Origin of the sequence: Streptomyces silvisoli (genome assembly GCF_029269905.1) — a bacterium.
In the GTDB taxonomy this organism is placed as follows: Bacteria; Actinomycetota; Actinomycetes; order Streptomycetales; family Streptomycetaceae; genus Streptantibioticus_A; species Streptantibioticus_A silvisoli_A.
The window spans coordinates 38553-60074 of sequence record NZ_JARJBC010000029.1 but is presented as its reverse complement, the minus strand read 5'-3'; the positions used below and the strand labels follow the sequence as shown (position 1 = coordinate 60074).

General features: G+C 71.4%; 21 protein-coding genes. 5 read left to right on the top strand and 16 right to left on the bottom strand.

Annotated elements, in window-relative coordinates; translation table 11 throughout:
* Positions 1 to 14: 14 nt before the first annotated feature.
* Genes P3G67_RS31935 through P3G67_RS31925 form a run of 3 tightly spaced genes read right to left on the bottom strand, consistent with a single transcriptional unit; the run spans position 15 to position 2904 of the window.
* Positions 15 to 1205 carry a dipeptidase gene (locus P3G67_RS31935; RefSeq protein WP_276096611.1) on the bottom strand — a complete coding sequence of 397 codons (1191 nt, stop codon included), beginning with the start codon at positions 1203 to 1205 and terminating at the stop codon, positions 15 to 17.
* Between the two features lie 8 nt (positions 1206 to 1213).
* The gene (purE, locus tag P3G67_RS31930) at positions 1214 to 1738 is read right to left on the bottom strand and encodes a 5-(carboxyamino)imidazole ribonucleotide mutase (protein WP_269855788.1); all 525 of its coding nucleotides are present in this window, start codon (positions 1736 to 1738) and stop codon (positions 1214 to 1216) included.
* Positions 1735 to 2904, bottom strand: a complete 1170-nt coding sequence (locus P3G67_RS31925) for a 5-(carboxyamino)imidazole ribonucleotide synthase (RefSeq protein ID WP_391858393.1) — start codon at positions 2902 to 2904, stop codon at positions 1735 to 1737. The genes purE and P3G67_RS31925 overlap by 4 nt, the downstream gene beginning before the upstream one ends.
* A 448-nt stretch (positions 2905 to 3352) precedes the next feature.
* Between P3G67_RS31925 and P3G67_RS31920 the strand changes: the two genes are divergently transcribed.
* Entirely contained in the window at positions 3353 to 3859 is a 507-nt protein-coding gene (locus tag P3G67_RS31920) for a GtrA family protein (RefSeq protein ID WP_269855786.1), read from the top strand.
* Between the two features lie 16 nt (positions 3860 to 3875).
* Here the strand turns inward: P3G67_RS31920 and P3G67_RS31915 are convergent, their stop codons facing one another.
* Together P3G67_RS31915 and P3G67_RS31910 are read right to left on the bottom strand one after the other, a co-directional pair.
* Complete coding sequence (locus tag P3G67_RS31915; protein WP_276096609.1) at positions 3876 to 5177, bottom strand: ATP-binding protein; 1302 nt, start codon at positions 5175 to 5177, stop codon at positions 3876 to 3878.
* A gap of 25 nt (positions 5178 to 5202) precedes the next feature.
* A complete protein-coding gene (locus P3G67_RS31910) occupies positions 5203 to 5874 on the bottom strand; it encodes a response regulator transcription factor (protein ID WP_269855784.1) in 672 nt (223 codons plus the stop codon).
* A 456-nt stretch (positions 5875 to 6330) separates the two neighbouring features.
* On the opposite strand from P3G67_RS31910, the gene P3G67_RS31905 reads away from it, so the two are divergent.
* Positions 6331 to 7836, top strand: a complete 1506-nt coding sequence (locus tag P3G67_RS31905) for a peptide MFS transporter (protein ID WP_276096608.1) — start codon at positions 6331 to 6333, stop codon at positions 7834 to 7836.
* A 62-nt stretch (positions 7837 to 7898) separates the two neighbouring features.
* On the opposite strand, the gene P3G67_RS31900 is transcribed toward P3G67_RS31905, so the two are convergent.
* The 5 genes from P3G67_RS31900 to P3G67_RS31880 all read right to left on the bottom strand — a co-directional run bounded on the left by P3G67_RS31900 (position 7899) and on the right by P3G67_RS31880 (position 12820).
* Positions 7899 to 9338 (bottom strand): hypothetical protein, encoded by a 1440-nt coding sequence (locus tag P3G67_RS31900; protein ID WP_276096607.1) that lies wholly within the window; start codon positions 9336 to 9338, stop codon positions 7899 to 7901.
* Positions 9335 to 10372: a neocarzinostatin apoprotein domain-containing protein gene (locus P3G67_RS31895; RefSeq protein ID WP_276096606.1), complete on the bottom strand. Its 1038-nt coding sequence runs from the start codon at positions 10370 to 10372 to the stop codon at positions 9335 to 9337. The genes P3G67_RS31900 and P3G67_RS31895 overlap by 4 nt, the downstream gene beginning before the upstream one ends.
* The gene (locus P3G67_RS31890) at positions 10369 to 11292 is read right to left on the bottom strand and encodes a hypothetical protein (RefSeq protein WP_276096605.1); all 924 of its coding nucleotides are present in this window, start codon (positions 11290 to 11292) and stop codon (positions 10369 to 10371) included. Before P3G67_RS31890 ends, P3G67_RS31895 begins: the two co-directional genes overlap by 4 nt.
* Before the next feature lie 28 nt (positions 11293 to 11320).
* Positions 11321 to 12034 carry an LPXTG cell wall anchor domain-containing protein gene (locus P3G67_RS31885; RefSeq protein ID WP_276096604.1) on the bottom strand — a complete coding sequence of 238 codons (714 nt, stop codon included), beginning with the start codon at positions 12032 to 12034 and terminating at the stop codon, positions 11321 to 11323.
* Between the two features lie 132 nt (positions 12035 to 12166).
* The gene (locus P3G67_RS31880; RefSeq protein ID WP_276096603.1) at positions 12167 to 12820 is read right to left on the bottom strand and encodes a TetR/AcrR family transcriptional regulator; all 654 of its coding nucleotides are present in this window, start codon (positions 12818 to 12820) and stop codon (positions 12167 to 12169) included.
* Positions 12821 to 12896: 76 nt separating this feature from the next.
* Here P3G67_RS31880 and P3G67_RS31875 point away from each other — a divergent pair, with 76 nt between their 5' ends.
* Both P3G67_RS31875 and P3G67_RS31870 read left to right on the top strand, forming a co-directional pair.
* Positions 12897 to 13121 (top strand): hypothetical protein, encoded by a 225-nt coding sequence (locus P3G67_RS31875; protein WP_276096602.1) that lies wholly within the window; start codon positions 12897 to 12899, stop codon positions 13119 to 13121.
* 92 nt (positions 13122 to 13213) lie between these two features.
* Positions 13214 to 13612 (top strand): hypothetical protein, encoded by a 399-nt coding sequence (locus tag P3G67_RS31870; RefSeq protein WP_276096601.1) that lies wholly within the window; start codon positions 13214 to 13216, stop codon positions 13610 to 13612.
* Here the strand turns inward: P3G67_RS31870 and P3G67_RS31865 are convergent.
* Both P3G67_RS31865 and P3G67_RS31860 read right to left on the bottom strand, forming a co-directional pair.
* Positions 13609 to 14109: an ATP-binding protein gene (locus tag P3G67_RS31865; RefSeq protein WP_276096600.1), complete on the bottom strand. Its 501-nt coding sequence runs from the start codon at positions 14107 to 14109 to the stop codon at positions 13609 to 13611. The genes P3G67_RS31870 and P3G67_RS31865 overlap by 4 nt on opposite strands.
* 138 nt (positions 14110 to 14247) lie before the next feature.
* A complete protein-coding gene (locus P3G67_RS31860) occupies positions 14248 to 14616 on the bottom strand; it encodes an STAS domain-containing protein (RefSeq protein WP_269855775.1) in 369 nt (122 codons plus the stop codon).
* 259 nt (positions 14617 to 14875) lie between these two features.
* Here P3G67_RS31860 and P3G67_RS31855 point away from each other — a divergent pair, with 259 nt between their 5' ends.
* On the top strand, positions 14876 to 15799 hold the full coding sequence (locus P3G67_RS31855) for an RNA polymerase sigma factor SigF (RefSeq protein ID WP_276096643.1): 924 nt from the start codon (positions 14876 to 14878) through the stop codon (positions 15797 to 15799).
* Positions 15800 to 15905: 106 nt separating this feature from the next.
* On the opposite strand, the gene hutI is transcribed toward P3G67_RS31855, so the two are convergent.
* From hutI to hutU, 4 genes are all read right to left on the bottom strand, one after another.
* Entirely contained in the window at positions 15906 to 17105 is a 1200-nt protein-coding gene (gene hutI / locus P3G67_RS31850; protein WP_391858392.1) for an imidazolonepropionase, read from the bottom strand.
* Entirely contained in the window at positions 17102 to 18511 is a 1410-nt protein-coding gene (locus P3G67_RS31845) for a formimidoylglutamate deiminase (protein WP_391858391.1), read from the bottom strand. Before P3G67_RS31845 ends, hutI begins: the two co-directional genes overlap by 4 nt.
* On the bottom strand, positions 18502 to 19701 hold the full coding sequence (locus tag P3G67_RS31840; protein WP_276096640.1) for an allantoate amidohydrolase: 1200 nt from the start codon (positions 19699 to 19701) through the stop codon (positions 18502 to 18504). The genes P3G67_RS31845 and P3G67_RS31840 overlap by 10 nt, the downstream gene beginning before the upstream one ends.
* Before the next feature lie 125 nt (positions 19702 to 19826).
* Positions 19827 to 21506: a urocanate hydratase gene (hutU, locus tag P3G67_RS31835; RefSeq protein WP_276096599.1), complete on the bottom strand. Its 1680-nt coding sequence runs from the start codon at positions 21504 to 21506 to the stop codon at positions 19827 to 19829.
* Positions 21507 to 21522: the final 16 nt, after the last annotated feature.

The window sequence follows — 21522 nt, the reverse complement described above, 5'->3', positions numbered from 1 at the left end:
GCCACACCCGACAACTAGCGCATTCCGTCCAGCTGTTCGATGGTCGCGTTGGACGGGCCGCGCCTGGCCCGCTCGTCGCGGCCGACCGCCTCCGCGTCGCGCAGCACCCGTACCGCGTTGTGCCAGGTCAGCTTGGCCAGGTCGGCGTCCGACCAGCCGCGGCGCAGCAGTTCGGCGACCAGGTTGGGGTAGCCCGCGACGTCGTCCAGGCCCTTCGGCACGAAGGCGGTGCCGTCGAAGTCACCGCCGACGCCGATGTGGTCGACGCCCGCGACCTCCCGCATGTGGTCAAGGTGGTCGGCGACGGTGGCCGCGGTGGCGATCGGGCGCGGGTTGCGCTCCTCGTAGGCCCGCTGCACCTCCATGCCCCTGGGCGTGGAGTCCAGCGGGTGCAGACCGTTGGCGCGCATGTTCTCGTCGGCGCCCAGGGTCCACTCGATGGCCTCGGTGAGGATGAACTTCGGCACGAACGTGGCCATCGCCACCCCGCCGTTGCCGGGCAGCAACTCCAGTACGTCGTCCGGGATGTTGCGGGGGTGGTCGCAGACCGCACGGGACGAGGAGTGCGAGAAGACCACCGGCGCCGAGGTCGCCCGCAGCGCGTCGCGCATGGTGTCGGCCGAGACATGGCTGAGGTCGACCAGCATGCCGCAGCGGTTCATCTCCCGTACCACCTCCTCGCCGAAGCGGGTGAGCCCGTTCGCCCGCGGCTCATCGGTGGCGGAGTCCGCCCACGGCACGTTGCTGTTGTGGGTCAGCGTCATGTAGCGCACCCCGAGCGCGTGGAACGCCCGCAGCGTGGCAAGGGAGTTGTTGATGGAGTGGCCGCCCTCGGCGCCCATCAACGAGGCGATCCGCCCTTCGGCCCGCGCCGCCTCCATGTCGTCCGCGGTGGTGGCCAGCCGCAGGTCCGCCGGGTAGCGCTCGGTCAACTGCCGTACGACGTCGATCTGTTCGAGGGTCGCGCTGACCGCGTCGTCGCCGGTGAGGTCGGCGCGTACGTAGACCGACCAGAACTGGGCGCCGACGCCGCCGGCGCGCAGCCGGGGTATGTCCGTGTGCAGCGAGGCGCGCTGGTCGGTGGCGATGTCGAGCCGGTCGAGGTCGTAGCGGACCTGTTCGCGCAGCGCCCACGGCAGGTCGTTGTGGCCGTCAACCACCGGGTGCGCGGCGAGGAGTTCACGTGCGCGGGCGAGGTCGTCCATCGCGCCGCTCACTTCCCGAACCCGAAGGAGCCCTGGGTGCCGACCTTGGCGCGCAGCCGCTTGCCCTTCTCGGTGGCCTGGTGGTTGAGGTCCTCCTGGAAGTGCCGCATCCGCTCCAGGAGTTCCTCGTCGTGCGCGGCCAGCATCCGCACCGCGAGCAGCCCCGCGTTGCGCGCCCCGCCGACGGAGACGGTGGCCACCGGCACCCCGGCGGGCATCTGCACGATGGACAGCAGCGAGTCCATGCCGTCCAGGTACTTAAGCGGCACGGGCACGCCGATCACCGGGAGCGGGGTGACCGAGGCGAGCATGCCGGGCAGATGGGCGGCGCCGCCCGCTCCCGCGATGATCGCCTTCAGGCCGCGTCCGGCCGCCCGCTCCCCGTACCCGACCATCTCGCGCGGCATGCGGTGCGCCGAGACCACGTCGACCTCGTAGGAGATCTCGAACTCTTCGAGCGCCTTGGCGGCGGCTTCCATTACGGGCCAGTCGGAGTCGGACCCCATGACGATGCCGACGAGGGGGGAGTTCATTCGGTGATCGTTCCTCGCAGGTAGTCGGCGGCGTGGCGGGCGCGCTCGCGCACGTCGGCCAGGTCGTCGCCGTAGGTGTTGACGTGGCCGACCTTACGGCCCGGCTTCACGTCCTTGCCATACATGTGGATCTTGAGGCCGGGGTCCCGGGCCATGCAGTGCAGGTACGCGTGGTACATGTCGGGGTAGTCGCCGCCGAGCACGTTGGCCATCACGGTCCACCGGGCGCGCGGGCGCGGGTCGCCCAGCGGCAGGTCGAGCACGGCCCGCAGATGGTTGGCGAACTGCGAGGTGACGGCGCCGTCCTGGGTCCAGTGGCCGCTGTTGTGCGGACGCATCGCCAACTCGTTGACCAGGATCCGGCCGTCCCGGGTCTCGAACAGTTCGACCGCGAGATGGCCGACGACGCCCAGTTCCCTGGCGATGGTCAGCGCGAGCTGCTGGGCCCGCGCGGACAGTTCGGCGGACAGTTCCGGCGCGGGCGCGATCACGGTGTCGCAGACGCCGTCGACCTGGATCGACTCCACCACCGGGTAGGCGACGGCCTGGCCGTGCGGGGAGCGGACGACGTTGGCGGCGAGCTCCCGCACGAAGTCGACCTTCTCCTCGGCGAGCACCGGCACACCGGCCTTGAAGGGCTCACCCGCCTCTTCGGTGTCGTGGACGACCCAAACCCCCTTGCCGTCATATCCACCGCGCACGGTCTTCAACACGACGGGGAAGCCGCCCGCCCGTCGCCCGCCACCATCCTCATCCGAGGCGCTACGCGCCGCGGCACCGGTCTCGGCGGCGAAGGCCGCCACGTCCGCCGGGTCGGCGACGATCCGGTGCCGCGGGCACGGCACCCCGATCGCGGTCAGCGCGTCCCGCATCGCCCCCTTGTCCTGGGCGCGCAACAGTGCCTCGGGCCCCGGCCGGATGACGACGCCCTCGGCCTCCAGCGCCCGCAGATGCTCGGTCGGGACGTGTTCGTGGTCGAAAGTGACCACATCGCAGCCCTTGGCGAACTCCCGAAGCGTCTCAAGATCGCGGTAGTTGCCGATCACCACGTCCTGGACGACCTGTGCCGCGGAGTCCTGCGGACCATCGCAGAGCAGTTTGAAACGAATGCCGAGCGGGATGCCCGCCTCGTGCGTCATACGGGCGAGCTGTCCGCCCCCGACCATGCCGACTACGGGGAATGTCACCAGGCCAGGGTATAGGCGAGGACACTCCGGATGAATCTACGCGCGTTGCGTGACGGCGCGGAACGGTGGTCGACCGGGCACCCGTACCACCCAGCCGCCGATTGGACACCCTCGCGTTGCCGGGCTAAACGCGCCCGGGCATGCGATCATCGCAAGAATGTAAGCCGAATTTAAGACGCCCACTGCGAACCCCCGTGAGCAGCGGACCGTCCAACTCATGGGAGGTTCACCTTTTACCGGCACATGGGCACAACTTGGCGGGTCCCTACCCTTGAGCGGGAACGGATACACCTCGACAGGAGGCGATCGTTCACCCTTGGTGGTTAGCATGATGCCTCGGGGGAGCAGCCGAACAGCCCAATGAAACGGCACCGGCACATCAGCACCGGCAACCGACGATCACCGACAGACAGGGTCTAGCGACATCATGAGTCGACTGAGCGCGCTGAACACTCGATTGAGGCTCCTCTACCGCGAGATCGCCAAGTTCGGCGTCGTCGGCATCGCCGGCATCGCCGTCAACCTCGTGGTGTTCAACCTGCTACGCAGCGCGACCCACCTGCAGACCGTGCGGGCCAGTGTGGTGGCGACCATCGTCGCGATCGCCTTCAACTACGTGGGCTTCCGCTACTTCACCTACCGGGACGCGGACAAGAGCGGGCGCGGCAAGGAGCTGGGCCTGTTCGTGTTCTTCAGCGCGATCGGCCTGGTGATCGAGAACGGCGTGCTGTTCGGCGCCACCTACGGCATGGGCTGGGACGGCCCGCTGGCCAACAACTTCTGGAAGTTCACCGGAATCGGTGTCGCCACCCTGTTCCGCTTCTGGTCCTACCGCACCTGGGTGTTCCGCTCGCTGCCCGCGCAGGCGGTCGAGCAGGCGGAGGCGATCCTCAGCGACGCCGAGCGGTCCCGGGTCAACGCGGGCCGCAAGTAGTCACCCCGCGTACACGTCAGCGAACCGGAGGGCCGTCCTGACCAGGACGGCCCTCCGGCGTTTCTGTGCCGCCCTCGGCGTACTCCCCGTTCTCCCGGGCCAGGAACAGCGCGAAGACCGGCGGACGCTGCTGGAGCAGTTCCAGACGGCCGCCGTCGGCCTCCGCCAGGTCGCGGGCGACGGCGAGGCCGAGGCCGGTCGAGTTGCGGCCGCTGACGGTCCGCTCGAAGACCCGGGAGCCGAGGTCGGGCGGCACGCCCTGGCCCTCGTCGGTGACCTCGGCGACGGCCTGGTTGCCGGTGACCCGGGTGTGGATGACCACCGAGCCGGAGCCGTGCATCAGCGCGTTCTCGATCAGCGTGGCCAGCACCTGGGCGACCGCCCCCGGCGTGCCGACGGCGCGCAGCCCGCGGGTGCCCGTGCTGGAGATGCTGCGGCCCTCACCGCGGTACGCCGGGCGCCACTCCTCCAGTTGCTGCTTGATCACCTCGTCCAGGTCGAAGGTGACCGCGGAGCCGGTGCGCGGGTCGCGGGAGTTGGTCAGCAGCCGCTGCACGACGTCGGTGAGCCGCTCGACCTGGCCGAGCGCGATGGTCGCCTCCTCCTTGACCGTGTCGTGGTCGTCGGTGGCGATGATCTCCTCAAGGCGCATCGACAGCGCGGTCAGCGGGGTGCGCAGCTGGTGGGAGGCGTCAGCGGCCAGCCGCCGCTCGGCGGTGAGCATCTTGGCGATCCGCTCCGCGCTGGCGTCCAGCACGTCGGCCACCCGGTCCAGCTCCGGCACCCCGTAGCGGCGGTGCCGGGGGCGCGGATCGCCGGAGCCCAGCCGCTCGGCGGTCTCGGCCAGGTCGATCAGCGGCGAGGTCAGCCGTCTGGCCTGCTGTACGGCGAGGACCACGGCCGCGGCGATGGCCAGCAGCGCCACCGCCAGGATCACCAGCAGGGTCCGGCCGATCTCCTGGCTGATCACCGAGCGGGACTCCTGGACCAGCACCGACTCGCCGTGCACCCCGGTCTGCAGTGACTGGATGACCTTGCCGTGCGGCGGCGTGCCCAGGGTGATCGGCCCCTGACCGGGGATCCTGATCACGGCGTACCGCTGGGAGGTGATCTGCCGGGTGAGCGCGGGTGGCGAGACCTTCTCCCCCGCGGCGATGCGGTTCTCCACGACACCGATCAGCTGGACGGCGTCGGACTGCACGCTCTCCTTGGCGCTGCTCTCGATCGTCCGGCTCTCCACGATCACCAACGAGATCCCGAAGACGGCGATCACGACGAGGACCACGGCGAGCGTGGAGTTGATCAGACGGCGGCGCATCGGAGCTCAGACACTTCTCGTTCTGCTAGTTCTTCTCGAAACGGAAGCCGACGCCCCGGACGGTGGAGATGTAGCGCGGATTGGCGGCATCGTCGCCGAGCTTCTTGCGCAGCCAGGAGATGTGCATGTCGAGCGTCTTGGTCGAGGACCACCACGTGGTGTCCCACACCTCGCGCATCAGCTGGTCGCGGGTGACGACCCGGCCCGCGTCCCGTACCAGTACGCGCAGCAGGTCGAACTCCTTGGCGGTGAGCGACAGTTCCTCATCGCCGATCCAGGCGCGGTGCGACTCGACGTCGATCCGCACGCCCTGGGTGGTGGGCTGGGCCTCGGCGCTGCCGCGCCGCAGCAACGCCCGCACCCGGGCGAGCAGTTCGGCCAGCCGGAACGGCTTTGTCACGTAGTCGTCGGCACCGGCGTCCAGGCCGACCACCGTGTCCACCTCGTCGGCGCGGGCGGTGAGCACCAGAACCGGAAAGCCATGGCCCTCGGTGCGCAGCCGTCGGCACACCTCCAGGCCGTCCATGCCGGGCAGGCCCAGATCCAGAACGAGCAGGTCCACGGCGCCCTGCAGTCCGGCGTCGAGTGCCGTGGGTCCGTCTTCGCGCACCTCGACCTCGTAACCCTCGCGGCGCAGCGCGCGCGCGAGCGGTTCCGAGATTGAAGCGTCGTCCTCGGCGAGCAGTACGCGGGTCATGGGCTGATGGTAGTCCGCGTAGCTGGCCACGGGGGCGCGCGGGCGGACGCCACCGGATCATCGATGGGGCTCGGCGCGCCGGAGAGTGGATCACACGACTCCTCGCGCCCCCTTGTGACGTATATCTCAAGACGGTGCAATAGCCGTGACTCTTGACCTACCTTGGGGCGAACGTCCGTTAGCACGACCAAGAGACTCTCGGCCGAACGACGCGCCAAGGGTCTCTTTCTGTGCGGGGGCGGCATACCGCCACCTCCACCAGTGAACGACCTGTCGGCCGGGCCCATGCCGCGAAGGCGGGGCGTGGATCCCGGCGTGCGACCGCTCTGCCGCTCCCAGAACAAGGGAGCGAACCCCCTGGACGTTGAGGGGCGGGCGGTACGCGTGCCGGTGCCGGTCACCCCCACCGGGCGTGTGTTCCCCCCAACGCGCGCTCTGAGCACCCAAGGAACGACCATGGCGTCCAGCCTGACGAAGGACACCGCAGCACAGGCGACCCCTGTGAACGGCGGCGGCACCTTCTTCGGCCACCCCCGCGGCCTGGCCACCCTCTTCATGACGGAGATGTGGGAGCGGTTCAGCTTCTACGGCATGCGCGCACTGCTCGTGCTCTATCTGGTCGCCCCGGCTTCCAAGGGCGGTCTGGCCTTCGCCGCCGCCACTGGTGCCGCTATCTACTCCGTCTACAACGCGACGGTGTACCTGCTCGCCATGCCAGGCGGCTGGATCGCGGACCGCCTGTGGGGCCCGCGCAAGACCGTCGCCGTGGCCGGCACCATCATCATGATCGGCCACTTCCTGCTGGCGGTGCCGGTCGAGGCCTCGTTCTTCGTGGGCCTGGTCTTCATCGCGGTCGGCTCCGGCCTGCTGAAGGCCAACATCTCCACGATGGTCGGCCACCTCTACCCGGAACGGAACGACCCGCGCCGGGACGGCGCCTTCACGATCTTCTACATGGGCATCAACCTCGGTGCCTTCGCCGCCCCGCTGGTCATCGGCACGGTGGGCCAGAGCGTCAACTGGCACCTGGGCTTCGCCCTCGCCGGTGTCGGCATGGCGCTGGGCCTCGGCCAGTTCCTGCTGGGCACCCGCCACCTGGCGGAGGAGAGCAGCCGCGTCCCGGCCCCGCTGCGGGCCGAGGAGCGCTCCGTACTGCTGAAGAAGGCCGGCATGTGGGCCGGTGCGGCGGTGCTCTTCTACGCCGTCGTGGTCGCCACCGGTTCGTTCACCATCAACTGGGCGCTGTGGCCGCTGTCGCTGGCCGGTCTGGCGCTGCCCGCGTACTACTTCGTGAAGATCCGCCGCGACAGGGAGATCACGGCGGACGAGCGGTCCAAGGTCACCGGGTACATCTGGTTCTTCATCGCCGCCGCGGTGTTCTGGATGATCTACGACCAGTCCGGTTCCACCCTGACGGTCTTCGCCAGCAACAACACGGCGTCGAAGCTGTTCGGCTTCGGCTTCCCGAGCAGCTGGTTCCAGTCGCTGAACCCGCTCTACATCATGGCGCTGGCGCCGTTCGTCGCGATGCTCTGGGTGAAGCTGAAGGACCGCAACCCCAGCACCACCGTGAAGTTCGCCCTCGGCCTGCTGGGCATCGGCATCTCGTTCGGCGTGATGATGATGGCGCAGACCGCCGCCGCGGGCGGGGCGAAGGTCACCCCGCTGTGGCTGGCCATGGTCTATCTGGTGCAGACGGTCGCGGAGCTGTGCCTCTCGCCGGTCGGTCTGTCGGTCACCACCAAGCTGGCTCCGGCCAAGTACGCGGGCCAGATGATGGGTCTGTGGTTCCTGGCCGTGACGGCCGGTGACTGCACCGCCGCGATCATCCAGCTGGTGGCGGGCAACGCGTTCCTGTCCGAGGCTTCGTTCGCGATCCAGGGCGCGGTGGCCGCGCTCGCCGGTGTGGCGGTCTTCATCTACCGCAAGCGGATCATCGCACTGCTGGGCGACGTGCACTGAGGCACCGCTGAGCACGTGCCGAGAGGCCCCCGGGACCTGTGTCCCGGGGGCCTCTCACGCGTTCACCGGCGCAGTCTGCGCCACGGGGTGAAGGCGAAGACCGCGCAGCCCAGCAGGATGACGGTGCCCGCCACCAGCGCCAGGGCGTGCAACGCGCCGATGTCACCGGCACCGGTCGCCGCGAGGCTGCCGGAGGAACCCGAACCGGAGGCGCTCCCGGCACCGCCGGTGTCACCGGTGCCGCCGGTACCGGCCGAGGTACCGCCGGTGCCTCCGGTGGTGCCGCCGCCACTGGTGCCGCCCGGCTGGCCGGAGGTGTCCAGGGTCAGCGAGACGCCCGGGTCCTTCGCCGGGGTGCAGGTGGTCGTGGTGCCCAGCGCGTTGACGGTCAGCACGCCCGGGGTGAGTGTGGACTTGCCGGTGGCGCCCGGCTTGTAGGTGCCGGTCAGGTCGGGGATGGCGATGGGGTCACCGGCCTTGATGGGCTGCGGGTTGGTCGGTCCCGCGACCGGGACCGCACCGTGGTCCGCGCCGCCCACCGTCACCTTCATCGACGGCTTGACGGAGTTGGCCGGGATGTCGGCCGGGCTGTTCATCACGCTCTTGCCGAAGTGCACGGTCAGGCCGTAGTCGCCGCCGCTCTTGGTGGCGTTGATCTGTACCGGGGAGACGGCGCTCTTGTTGCCGATCGGGGTCACGCACTGGTAGTCGACGTCAACCGGCTTGCCGGTGAAGGAGGTTCCGCCGCCGGAGCCTCCGGTGGTGCCGCCGCTGCTGCTGGTTCCACCGGAACCGCTCGTACCGCCGCCGGTGGTGCCTCCGGAACCGCTGGTGCCCCCGGAACCGCTGGTTCCGCCAGTGCCGCCCGTTCCTCCGGAACCACTCGTACCGCCACTACTGGTGCCGCCTGAAGTGCCACCGCCCGAAGTGCCGCCGCCCGCCGTGACCTTGATGGTGACGGCGGGCGGCACGGTGGCCGTCGCCTTGCACTTGGTGTCCGTGGAGATCGGCTGGCTGACGTTGATGTCGTAGTCGGCGGGGGTGAGCGTCACGTCCCCGGGCGCGGTGAGCTTGAGCTTGCCGGTCATGTCGGACAGCACCATGGGGCTGTTCTTGGGGATCGGCGGGTTGGAGCGCGGTCCCTGGACCGCCAGGGTGCCGGTCTGCGCGCCGCCGACCGTCAGGTTCCCGCTCGGCTGCACGGTGTCCTTGCCGAGGTCGATGATGCCGGGGTTGTTGGACGCCGCCTGGAGCGTCTTCCACACCACGGTGACCTCGTCGCCGACGGTGGCCGTGGCCGGTGCGGTGATGTCGGCCTTGGTGGTGCCGTTGACCGGCGGCAGGCCGGAGATCGCCGGTGGTACGCACTGGGTGGCGAAGTCCGACTCGGCGGCGTGGGCCGGTCCCGCGGCCCATACCAGGGACGCCCCGCCGAGCAGCAGAGCGGCGCAGACCGCGCCGGCGGTGCGGCTCGCGGGTGGTCGTGTTCGGGTACGTATCACGTGCTTCCCTTCGCAGTGGGGTGGTCATCCGTCGACGGTGCGGAGGGTGCGCCGCGGTCCCCCGGACGGTTGTCGGGGGCGAACCACGGAAGGCCTGCCGGGCGGAAAGACGTGGCGGGCACGGGGTCCGGGTCGTTGCCGCGGCCGGTGCGGGGGCGGACCGGAGCAGGCCGCCGGGTGGCCGTCGGAGGGCGCAGACGGTCGACGACCGCCATGCCGATCCGGAACACCCCGGCCGGTACGACGACGAACAGCAGGGTCCAGAACAGCGTCACGCCCCACGGCCGCGAAACGCTCCACGGCTGCTCTACCAGCACCTTGCCGCCGTACTCCAGCGTCACCCGGTACTCGCCGTGCGCCCCGGCGGCCAGCTCCACCGGCAGGCTGACCTGCGCCTTGGCGCCGGGGTTCACGGTGCCCCGCCATCGCTGGTCCTGCCACTGCGGGGCGTAGACGCCGTGTGAGAGGCCGACCTTGAAGACCGGGTCCTTGGCCGGGTCGGAGCCCATGTTGCCCACGGTGAGCACGAGTCGGCGCTGGGCGGGGGCGCCGAACCAGGTGAGCAGGCCGCTGCTGCCGTCCAGCCGGGCGGCTAGCGCGGCCAGCCGCCCGCCCCCGGTGTCCGGCGGCAGCGGCGCCACGGGGTGCCCTGCCACGCTGAACGCCGCGTCGACGATGACCGGATCGCCCACCACCGTGGCGACATGCACCACACAGGGGCACGGCTTGGGCGGTTCGGCGACCGGGAGCCGCTCGCTGAACGCGCCGGACGCGTTCGTCGTAACCGCTCTCCCGGTGGCGTTGGCACAGGAGTTGGTGCCGCCGATCGCGTTCTGGCCACAGATCAGCATCGTCAGCAGGGAGTTGGGCCGCCACCCGGTCCCCGTCACGGTGATCGTGCCGCCCGCGCCCGCCTGTTGGGCGGAGAGCCGTACGGTCGCGCCGTCGGCGGCCGCCGGGCCGGGCGCGGCCAGCACGAGGAGCGACAGCAGTAGCGCGAGTACGGCCGCCGCGCACCGGTGACGCCATGTCATGTCGTCGCTCCCGCCAGTTCCCGTGCGCCGTCGCCCTGTTGACCGCCGCCGTCGCATCCGTACGCGCCCCGGCGGCGCACCAGGAGTGCCGCGGCGGCGCATCCGCCCGCCACGCACACGCCGCCGAGCAGCGCCCAGGGCACGGTGGCATAGCTGGCGGTGCCCACCGCCGTGGTGCCGCCCGCGGTGGCCGTCACCCGGATCCGGTCGCGGTCCAGTGCCGGAGGATGCGGCCAGGGCTCGGCCAGTTGGACCCGGCGGCCGGGTGGGAGTACGCCCAGTGGGCGTGCCGGGCGGCGCAGTGACGTGCCCAGCGGCCCGTCGGCGCGTACCGCGACGCTCGGGGTCAGCGGGGTGTTGCCGCGGTTGACCACGACGTAGCGGATCTCGGTGCCGTGCGCGGTGCGGGCCACGGTCACGTCCTCGACGCCGAGCGCGGCCAGGGCACGGCCGGTGACCCGCAGACGCACCGGCACGATGGTGCGCCTGCCGGTGCCGTCCTCGATGACGATGGCGGCGGGATGGTCACCGGGTGGCGCGGTGCCGGGCACCGTGATGGTGAACGGTATGTCGGCGCAGGTCCTGGCCGGCACCTGGACCGAGGACGAGGCGAACCGCGTCCAGGTGCCGGAGTCGGTGCTGTCGGCGGCGTCGCGCACCGCGAAGCCGCCGTGCGCGGTGAGGCGCGCGTCGGCACCGTAGAGCGTGAACCGCCCCGGCCGGTCAGAGGGGTTGGCCACCGACACGGTGTCCCGGGCGACCGTTCCCGGCCCGGTCTCCAGGTAGAAGTACGGGCGGTCGCCCGCGGGCGCCGCGGTCCATCCGCCGAGGGCGGCGCACGCCAGCAGCACGGCGATGACGGCACCGAGGCCCCGCGGCGCCGTGGCCGGGGACTCGGGAGACGGGCTGGGGGACGCCATGGGCCGCACTCCTTCCGCCGTACCAGGCCTAGCGCGGCTGGTTCCTCCGGGTCAGCCACAGCACGCCACCCGCGCCGAGCAGCAGCACGGTGCCGCCGAAGGTGCCCAGTGCGACCGCGGAGTCATCCGGACCGGTCTGCGGCAACTGCCCGCCGGAACCCGAGCCGGAGGCGGAACCGGATGCGGAGCCCGAGCCGCCGGAACTGCCGGATCCGCCCGCCGCGGTGACATCGAGGGTGAGCGAGGGTCCCGGGTTGTTGCTCGCGGTACACGTCGTGGTGGTCCCGAGCGCCTTGATGGTGAGGGTGCCCGCGGTGAAGGTGACCTTGCCGCTGGCGTGCGGGGTGTACGTACCGGACAGATCGTTGATCTTTATTGGCGTGTTGGCGGGGATCGGCGCGTCGTTGGGCGGCCCCGAGACGTTGACCGTGCCCGAGTCGGCCCCGCCGACCTTGATGACGGCACTGGGGTTCATCGCGCCCTTGCCGAGTTCGATGGGGCTGGACGAGACGCCCTTCTCGAAGGACATGGTGAGCTTGTAGTCCGAGCCGCTGCGCGCGGCCTTGATGTCGATGGGCGAGACGGCGCCCTTGTTGCCGATCGGGGTCTGGCACTGGTAGTCCACGGGGACCGTCGTGGCGTACGCGGCCGGGGCGGTGCCCAGCGCGACCGCCACCACCACCGTCGCGGCCAGGGCGAGCGCTCCGCCCCGGACCGCGGTCCCGCTCGCGGCGTACGACATCGCCAACTCCCTTCGGCCGAAAAGTTACTGACGATACATCAGATTCGGGGATCCGACGGTACGCCGGGGCTCCTGCCAAGGGAAGGGGGTTCGCTCATGCCGCCGCGCCGGGATCGGGCGCCACCGCCGGACTCAGCCGCCCGACACCGGCGCCGGGCACCCGGGCTCGAAGTCCTCGATGGTGCGCAGCGTGTCCCCCAACATGCGCACCAGCAGCGCGCGCACCGTCTCCCGGGGCAGTTCCTGGTGGGCCAGCCAGTCGAGGGTGACGCCCTCCACCGCCGACATCCAGCCGATCAGCGCCAGCCGGGCCACCAGCGGGATCCGCCCATGTCCCCACGCCCCGTGGGCGATCGCGGTCAGGATCGCCTCCCGCACCCCGTCGCGGATGGCGTGCACCTCGGCGTCGAAGCCGACGCCTCCGGTGACGATGGTGCGGTACGCGGCCTGGTGGTGCTGGGCGTAGCGCAGATAGCCGTCGACGGTGCGGCGCACCCGCTCGGCGGGCGGCAGCCCGGTGTCGCTGTCCGCCCTGACCACCAGTTCTGCCACCGACTCCTCGATGATCGCCAGGTAGTAGCCGCGCTTGTTCTTGAAGTAGTAGTAGATCAGCCCCTTGGCCACATCGGCGTGCCGGGCGATGTCGTCCATGGACAGCGCGTCGTACGAGGTGTCCGCGAACAACCTGCGGCCGATGGCGATGAGTTCGGCGCGCCGGGCCCGGGACCGTTCGGTATCGCGGGCGGTCACGGAAGACCGCCGTCCGCACCGTTGACTATTATTCAAATTCCGCCCTACTCTCCGACTGCCGCGGGTCATCCGCAGTATGGCAGAGGGTCTTCCGACGCGACGGAGGAACCACATGGGCGCACAGCGGTACATGCCGGAAGGCGCAACGGCCTGGAGGAAGGCGGCGGTTGTCGCGTTACCCGCGGTCCTCGCGGTCGGCGCGCTCGCCGCCGGAATGGCACAGGGGGCGCTGGCCGCCTCCTTCGCGGTCTCCGGCACCAGCTTCTGCCGCCGGGACGTCCGCCCGGCCGTACGCTCGCGGTCGCGCTGCCGTTCGTACTGCTGGCGGGTCTGGTGACCGGGCCGGTGCCAGGGTCCGGGGCGCTATCCCGTGCGGCGTCCGCTACGCCCCGGTTCGCGGGCGTTCCGGCGCCGAGCACACCGCCGACGGTGACCACGACGTGGTTCGCGCCGGAGGGGTTCACCATCGCCGGGGTCAGCGAGGTGCTCACCGCGGCGGGGCCGCGGAAGGTGATGGTGCTGCGGATGCGCGCGGCCTCGTTGACCGACTATCGGCTCACCACCCGCGACAACGGTCCCGAACTGGCGCTCGGCGCCGACCGGTTGGACCTCACCGGCGATGTGACCCTCTACCTGACCCGGTTCAGCGGCTGCCTCGAAGGCGTGATGTGCCTGACGTTCACCCCGGACCGGCTGCCGGTCCCGCCACTCGTCCCGCCGTTCGTCTACCTGCCCCAGGTGGAGGCCGACCAGGCGCTGGTCACCTCCGACGTGATCGCGGCCGCGGGGCTGACGCTGCACGCCCGCGCACGGCCGACCGGGCCCTAGCCCGGCCAGGCGACCTCCGCCCAAACGGTTTTTCCGGGGTTGGCCGGATCCCGCACCACGCCCCAGTCCAGGCAGAGCCGCTCCACGATGAACATCCCGTGCCCCCCGGGGCGGCCCGCCCGGTGCGGGGTGCGCGGCGCGGGGTGGCCGGAGCTGCCGTCGGACACCTCGAGCCGCAGCATCTTGGGGGCACCGTGCAGCCGTAGCTCCTGGGGGCCGCCGCCGTGCAGACAGGCGTTGGTGACCAGTTCGGAGACGATCAGCAGGATGTCCTCGGCGCTGGCCCGCCGCTCGTCGTTGGCGGCGGGCAGCCAGCCCCAGTCGTACAGCGCCTGACGGGTGAAGTCGCGGGCGAGCGGAACGACGCCGCTGGCGTCAGCGAGCGCGAGGCTGCGCACCTGGTACCCCGGCATACCCGTCACGGGCATGCCTGAGTCGCGGACGTCGCCGTGATTGCGGTCACGGTCGTCCGGCGCAAAGGGCCGGGTGGTGCTCATCAGCGCTTCACCTCACCGATGTCCGACAGTTCGAGGAGTCTCCTGCCCGAGGGAACCCGGGCAACACCCCCAGATTCTCGCGAGCCGGTGTGGCGCTGGTCGCCCCTCGACATAAAGGGGCGGCCGCCACGGTTCACGTCACTCGTTCAACGCGTCGGCGAGAGTGTCATGGACAGTGAAAACGGCTTCGGCACCGGTGATCTCGAACACCCGCGCCACCACCGGACGCAGCCCGGCGAGGTGCACCCCGCCGCCTACGGCCTCGGCCTTCAGCCGGGCGCCGAGCAACACGTTCAGGCCGGTGGAGTCGCAGAACTCAAGCCGCGAACAGTCCACGACGAGCTTGCTGCACCCCTCGTCGACGCTGTTCTCCATCGGCTCCCGCAGAAGTTCAGCGGTGTGGTGATCCAGCTCACCGGCCGGGGTGAAGATCGCACAGTGTCCACGCCGCTGCACGGCGACACTGAGACGGTCTCGGCCGGCGGTCCCGACCATCCCGCGGTCCATGCGCGTTCCTCCTGGTTGCCTGTGACTGCGCCCTCGCACCTTACGCCGTCCGAGAAGCGGACGGTAGTCGGTGCCGCGCGTACAGAGGGTCGCCGCTCGTAACAGCTGCATCAGGACTTCCCCGGAAACTTGCAAGTCGGACCCGAAAACGGGTAGGCCTGGTAAGGAGATGTCCGTACACGGCCGGTTGGAGGCGCCGCACCAGCAGTACGCCAAGCATGGCAGCGGCAGCCTTCGGCCCGGCCTGAGGGAGGAGATCATGGCATCCCAGCTCGACGCACAGACGCTTCAGGAGACGGACTACGGAGCCGCTGCGGAGCCGGAGACCGGAACCTCGGAGACGCCAGACGCGTCGACTCCACTGCCGGACCTGGAGGGACTCGCCGATCTGCCGGCGATCCCGCCCTTCGACGAGGTGGCGCCGCTGGACGCGAGGGCCCTGTCCAAGACGCTCTTCCAACGCCTGGAGACCCTGGAAGAGGGCACGCACGAGCACGCGTACGTCCGCAACACCCTGGTCGAGCTGAATCTCGCCCTGGTGAAGTTCGCGGCCTCCCGCTTCCGCTCGCGCAGCGAGCCGATGGAGGACATCGTCCAGGTCGGCACGATCGGACTGATCAAGGCGATCGACCGGTTCGAGCTGAGCCGGGGTGTGGAGTTCCCCACCTTCGCGATGCCGACGATCATCGGCGAGATCAAGCGTTTCTTCCGTGACACCAGCTGGTCGGTGCGGGTGCCGCGACGGCTCCAGGAACTGCGGCTCGACCTGGCCAAGGCCGGAGACGAACTCGCCCAGCGCCTGGACCGCTCCCCCACCGTGGCGGAGCTGGCCGAACGACTCGGCCTCAGCGAGGAAGAGGTCGTCGAGGGCATGGCGGCGAGCAACGCGTACACCGCCAGCTCGCTGGACGCCCAGCCGGAGGAGGACGACTCCGAGGCCGCGCTGTCCGACCGCATCGGCTACGAGGACCACGGCCTGGAGGGCATCGAGTACGTCGAGTCACTCAAGCCGCTGATCGCGGAACTGCCCGCCCGGGACCGCAAGATCCTCTCGCTGCGCTTCGTCGGCAATCTGACCCAGTCGGAGATCGGCGAGGAACTGGGCATCTCCCAGATGCACGTCTCGCGTCTGCTGACGCGGACGTTGTCCCGCCTCAGGCGGGGCCTGCTGATCGAGGAGTAAGGCCCCCGGCGCCCTTCCGGCGCCGTCGCGGCTCACGGTGGGTTCGGCGTTGCCGGACCCACCGTTTCGCTTGCCCGCCGCCGCGGCCCGCAGGAAGGGTCCCGCCCTAGCGGACCCTGGCGCCCCCGCGCCACACCGCCGCCGTCAGCGGAACCCCCGGCCGGTAGGCCAGGTGCACATGGGAGGGGGCTTCGAGAAGCACCAGGTCCGCTCGCGCGCCGACCGCCACCCGGCCGACGTCCGTACGTCGCAGCGCCCGCGCGCCACCCGCGGTAGCCGCACGGACCGCCTCGTCGGGTGTCATGCCCATCTCCCGTACCGCCAGCGCGATGCAGAACGGCATGGAGCTGGTGAAGGACGAGCCGGGGTTGCAGTCGGTGGACAGGGCGACGGTGGCTCCGGCGTCCAGCAGCCGCCGGGCGTCCGGGTACCGGGACCGGGTGGAGAACTCGGCACCGGGCAGCAGCGTGGCCACGGTGTCCCCACTGGCCAGCGCGTCCACGTCGGCGTCGGTGAGGTGCGTGCAGTGGTCGGCGGACGCCGCACCGAGTTCCACGGCGAGTTGGACGCCGGGACCGTGCCCCAGCTGGTTGGCGTGGACACGGGGGGTGAGCCCGCGCGCGGCTCCCGCGGTGAGGATCGCCCGGGCCTGGTCGCCGTCGAACGCGCCGCGCTCACAGAAGACGTCGATCCAGCGGGCGTGCGGCGCGCACGCCTCCAGCATGGGGCCGGTCACCAACTCCACGTACCCGGCCGGATCTTCGGCGTACTCGGGGGCGACGATGTGCGCCCCCAGGAACGTCACCTCGTCGGTGTGGCGGGCCGCGACGCGTAGGGCGCGGGCCTCGTCCTCGACGGTGAGCCCGTAGCCGGACTTGGTCTCGATGGTGGTCGTGCCCTGGCGCAGCGCCTCGCCCACGAAACGGGCCACGGTGGCGTCGAGTTCGGCGTCGGAGGCGGCGCGGGTGGCCGCGACGGTGGTGCGGATGCCGCCCGCGGAGTAGGGGCGGCCCTCCATGCGGGCGTTGAACTCGGCGGTGCGGTCACCCGCGAACACCAGATGGGAGTGGGAGTCCACGAAGCCCGGGAGCACCGCCCGACCCTCGGCGTCGAGGTGACTGTCAGTGGCGGGTGCTTTGCTGTTGGTGCCGACCCAGGCGATGCGGTCGCCGTCGATGACGACGGCCGCGCTTTCGATGATGCCCAGCGGGCCGTGGCCGAGGGAGGGATCGTTGGTGACGAGGCTGCTGATGTTGGTGATCGCGGTCGCCATCGGTGTGGTGGTGTCCTTCGGCTGCGGGGTCATGGGGTGCGTACGGCGGCGATGGCGTCGGCCAGCGCCCCGGCGACGTCCTGGACCAGCTGGTGGTGTCCGTTGCGGACGATGTGACGGCCCGCGACCACGGTGTGCCGCACGTCCGCGTTGGAGGCGGCGAATACGGCCGTCTCGGCGCCCAGTCGCGCCGGGGTGCCCGCGGTACGGACCGAGTCCAGCGCGATCGTGGTGAGGTCGGCGAGGTAACCGGGCTCGATGCGGCCCGCGTCGGACCAGCCGAGGCAGGCGTGCCCGTCCTCGGTGGCGGCGCGCAGCAGTTCGGCCGCCGTCCAGTGGCCGCGTGCGCCCGTGCGCAGCCGCTCGTCCAGTTCCATCGCGCGGGCCTCTTCCAGCAGGTCGATGACCGCGTGGCTGTCGCTGCCCAGGCTCAACGGGCTGCCGGCGCGCTGGAGTTGGACGGCCGGGCCGATGCCGTCCGCCAAGTCCCGCTCGGTGGTGGGGCACATGCAGACGGTCGCCGAGGCGCCGCCGATCAGCCGGATGTCCTGGTCCGTCAGGTGCGTCGCGTGGACGGCGGTGGTACGCGGCCCCAACGCGCCGTGATCGGCGAGCAGTTGGGTGGGGGTGCGGCCGTGTGTCCGCAGGCACGCCTCGTTCTCCGCGGGCTGCTCGGACAGGTGCACGTGCAGCGGTGCGTGCCGCTCGTCGGCCCAGCGCACCACGGTGGCGAGTTGCTCGGCGGGCACCGCCCGCACCGAGTGGATGGCCGCGCCGACCCTGGCGTGGTCGCCGTCCGTCTTGATCGCGGCGGCGCGGGCCGCCCAGGCGTCCGCGTCGCCGTCGCTGAAGCGCAGCTGGCGCGGTTCGGGGGCGGCGCCGAAACCGGAGGAGAGGTAGCAGGTGTCGAGCAGGGTGATGCGGATACCGGCGTCCGCCGCGGCGGCGATCAACGCGTCGCCCATCGCGTTGGGCTCGCCGTAGGGGGCGCCGCCGGGCTGGTGGTGGACGTAGTGGAACTCGCCGACACAGGTGATCCCGGCCAGCGCCATCTCGGCGTAGACGGCGCGGGCGAGGTCGAAGTACCGCTCGGGGGTGAGGTTCTGGGCGACGGCGTACATCACCTCGCGCCAGGTCCAGAAGGAGTCCGGCGCCCGCTCGCCGTCCCCGGCCGTCCCCTGGCCCGGCGGCCGGGGCACGGCGGCGTACTGGGCCTGGACGGTGCCGCGCAGGGCGCGGTGGAAGGCGTGCGAGTGGGCGTTGGCCAGACCGGGCAGGGTGAGCCCGGGCAGCCGTACGGCGCCCGCGGGCGGGGTCTCGACCGAGGGCCGCACGGCGGCGATCCGGCCGTCGGGGGCGGATTCGATCACCACCTCGTCCTCGACACGCCCGTCGATCCAGGCGTACTCCGCCCAGTAGGTCTGCGGCGTCAGCGACACGCCAGGCCCTCCAGTACATCGGCGAGCGCGAGCACTCCGGCGAGGCAGTCGTCCTCGGCGGCGTGCTCGGCCGGGGAGTGCGAAACCCCGGTGGGGTTCCGTACGAACAGCATGGCGGTGGGAACGGAAGCGGACAAAATACCCGCATCGTGTCCCGCGCCGGTGGGCAGCACCGGGACCGTGCGGCCGTCGGCCGACAGCAGCCCGGCGACCTGGTCGCGCAGCGCGTGCTCGAACTCCACCACCGGGGTGAAGGACTCCCGGGTGACCCGGACCTCTACACCGTCCCGGTCACCGCGTTCCGCGGCCGCGCGCTCGATCTCCTCGACCACGGCGGCCAGCGTGCGCTCGTCGGCGGCGCGGGAGTCCAGCCAGCCACGGACCAGGGAGGGGATGGCGTTGACGCCGTTGGGTTCCACCGCGACCTTGCCGAAGGTGGCCAGGGCACCGGCCAGCCGTGCCTTCTTGCGGGCGGCCAGCACGGTGTTGGCGTACGTCAGCATCGGGTCGCGGCGGTCTTCCAGCCGGGTGGTGCCGGCGTGGTTGGCCTCGCCGCGGAAGTCGAACCGCCAGCGGCCGTGCGGCCAGATCGCGGACGCCACGCCGACCGGATCACCGCTCAGGTCGAGCGCCCGGCCCTGCTCGACGTGGAGTTCCACGAACGCGCCGATCCGGGCGAGCCGTTCGGGGTCCGGACCGATGGCCTCGGGGTCGTACCCGGCGCGCTCCATGGCCTGCGGCAGGCTGATGCCGTCCGCGTCCCGCAGCTCGGCGGCCTGGTCGGCGGTGAGCTGGCCCGCGGTCAGCCGGGAGCCGACGCAGGCGAGGCCGAACCGGGCGCCCTCCTCGTCGCCGAAGTTGACGATCGCCAGCGGGCGGGTGGGGCTGGCGCCCCGGGCCCGCAGCTCGTCGAGGGCGGCGAAGGACGACACCACGCCGAGCGGACCGTCGAACGCGCCACCGTCGGGCACTGAGTCCAGGTGCGAGCCGGTGACGACGGCGTCCCCGGCGGCCGGGTCGCCGAGCCAGGCCCACTGGTTGCCGTTGCGGTCCACCTCGTACGCCAGCCCGCGCGACTCGGCCTGCGCACGGAACCACGCCCGGCAGTCGGCGTCGGCCCCCGTCCACGCGAACCGGCGGTACCCGCCCGATCCGGCGTCAAGCCCGATCGGCCGCAGGTCCCGCCACATCTCGTGGAACCCGGCAGGTGGCGGGCAGTCGTTCCGCGGCGCGGAACGGGTGGGCGCGGCCGGCCCACCGCGCGCACCGGGCACCGAAGTACCCGCCCCAGCGGGGCGGCCGCCGGCGCTGGAGGTCACTCGCCCTCCCGCATGGGAACGCGCACGCCGCGCTCGGCCGCGACCTCGTCCGCGATGTCGTACCCGGCGTCCACATGCCGGATCACGCCCATCCCGGGGTCGTTGGTCAGCACCCGGCGGATCTTCTCCCCCGCGAGCGCCGTGCCGTCGGCTACGGTCACCTGGCCCGCGTGGATCGAGCGGCCCATGCCGACGCCGCCGCCGTGGTGGATGGAGACCCAGGAGGCGCCGGAGGCCACGTTGACCATGGCGTTGAGCAGCGGCCAGTCGGCGATCGCGTCGGAGCCGTCGAGCATCGCCTCGGTCTCCCGGTACGGGGAGGCGACCGAGCCGCAGTCGAGGTGGTCGCGGCCGATGACGATGGGCGCGGTCAGCTCGCCGCTGGCCACCATGTCGTTGAAGCGCTCACCGGCCTTGTCCCGCTCGCCGTAGCCGAGCCAGCAGATGCGGGCGGGCAGGCCCTGGAAGTGGACGCGTTCGCCCGCCATCCGGATCCAGCGGGCGAGGGAGTCGTTCTCCGGGAACAGGTCGAGGATCGCCCGGTCGGTGGCCGCGATGTCCTTGGGGTCGCCGGACAGCGCCGCCCACCGGAAGGGACCCTTCCCCTCGCAGAACAGCGGCCGGATGTACGCGGGCACGAAGCCCGGGAAGGCGAACGCCCGCTCGTACCCGGCGAGTTGGGCCTCGCCGCGGATGGAGTTGCCGTAGTCGAAGACCTCGGCGCCCGCGTCCATGAAGCCGACCATCGCCTCGACGTGCCTGGCCATGGACTCCCGCGCGCGCTGGGTGAAGTCGGCGGGCTTCTCCCGCGCGAGCTCCGCCATGTCCTCGAAGGCGACGCCCAGCGGCAGGTAGCTCAGCGGGTCGTGGGCGCTGGTCTGGTCGGTGACGATGTCGATGGGCGCGCCCGTCTGCAGCATTCGCGGCAGCAGTTCGGCCGCGTTGCCGAGCAGGCCGATCGACAGCGGCCTGCGCTGGTCACGGGCCTGTGTCGCCAACTCCAGCGCGTGGTCGAGGGAGTCGGCCCGCACGTCCAGGTAGCGGTGCTCGATGCGCCGCTCGATGGCGCGCGGGTCGCAGTCGACGCAGATGGCCACGCCGCCGTTCATGGTGACGGCGAGCGGCTGGGCGCCGCCCATGCCGCCGAGCCCGGCGGTCAGGGTGATGGTTCCGGCCAGCGAACCGCCGAACCGTTTGGCCGCCACCGCCGCGAAGGTCTCGTAGGTGCCCTGGAGGATGCCCTGGGTGCCGATGTAGATCCACGATCCGGCGGTCATCTGCCCGTACATCGTCAGGCCGAGGGCCTCCAGGCGGCGGAACTCCTCCCAGTTCGCCCAGTCGCCGACCAGGTTGGAGTTGGCGATCAGCACCCGGGGCGCCCATTCGTGGGTGGTCATCACGCCCACCGGACGGCCGGACTGGACGAGCATCGTCTCGTCCTGCTTCAGCCCCTTGAGAGTGCGCACCATGGCGTCGAACGAGCGCCAGTCGCGGGCCGCCTTGCCGGTGCCGCCGTAGACGACCAGCTTGTCGGGGTGCTCCGCGACCTCGGGGTCGAGGTTGTTCTGGAGCATCCGCAGCGCGGCCTCCTGCTGCCAGCCGAGGGCACTGAGCTGGGTGCCACGCGGGGCCCGGACCGGGCGGGGGCCGGGTTCACCTACGGCCGTAGCGGACATGCGGGTCGCCTCCTCA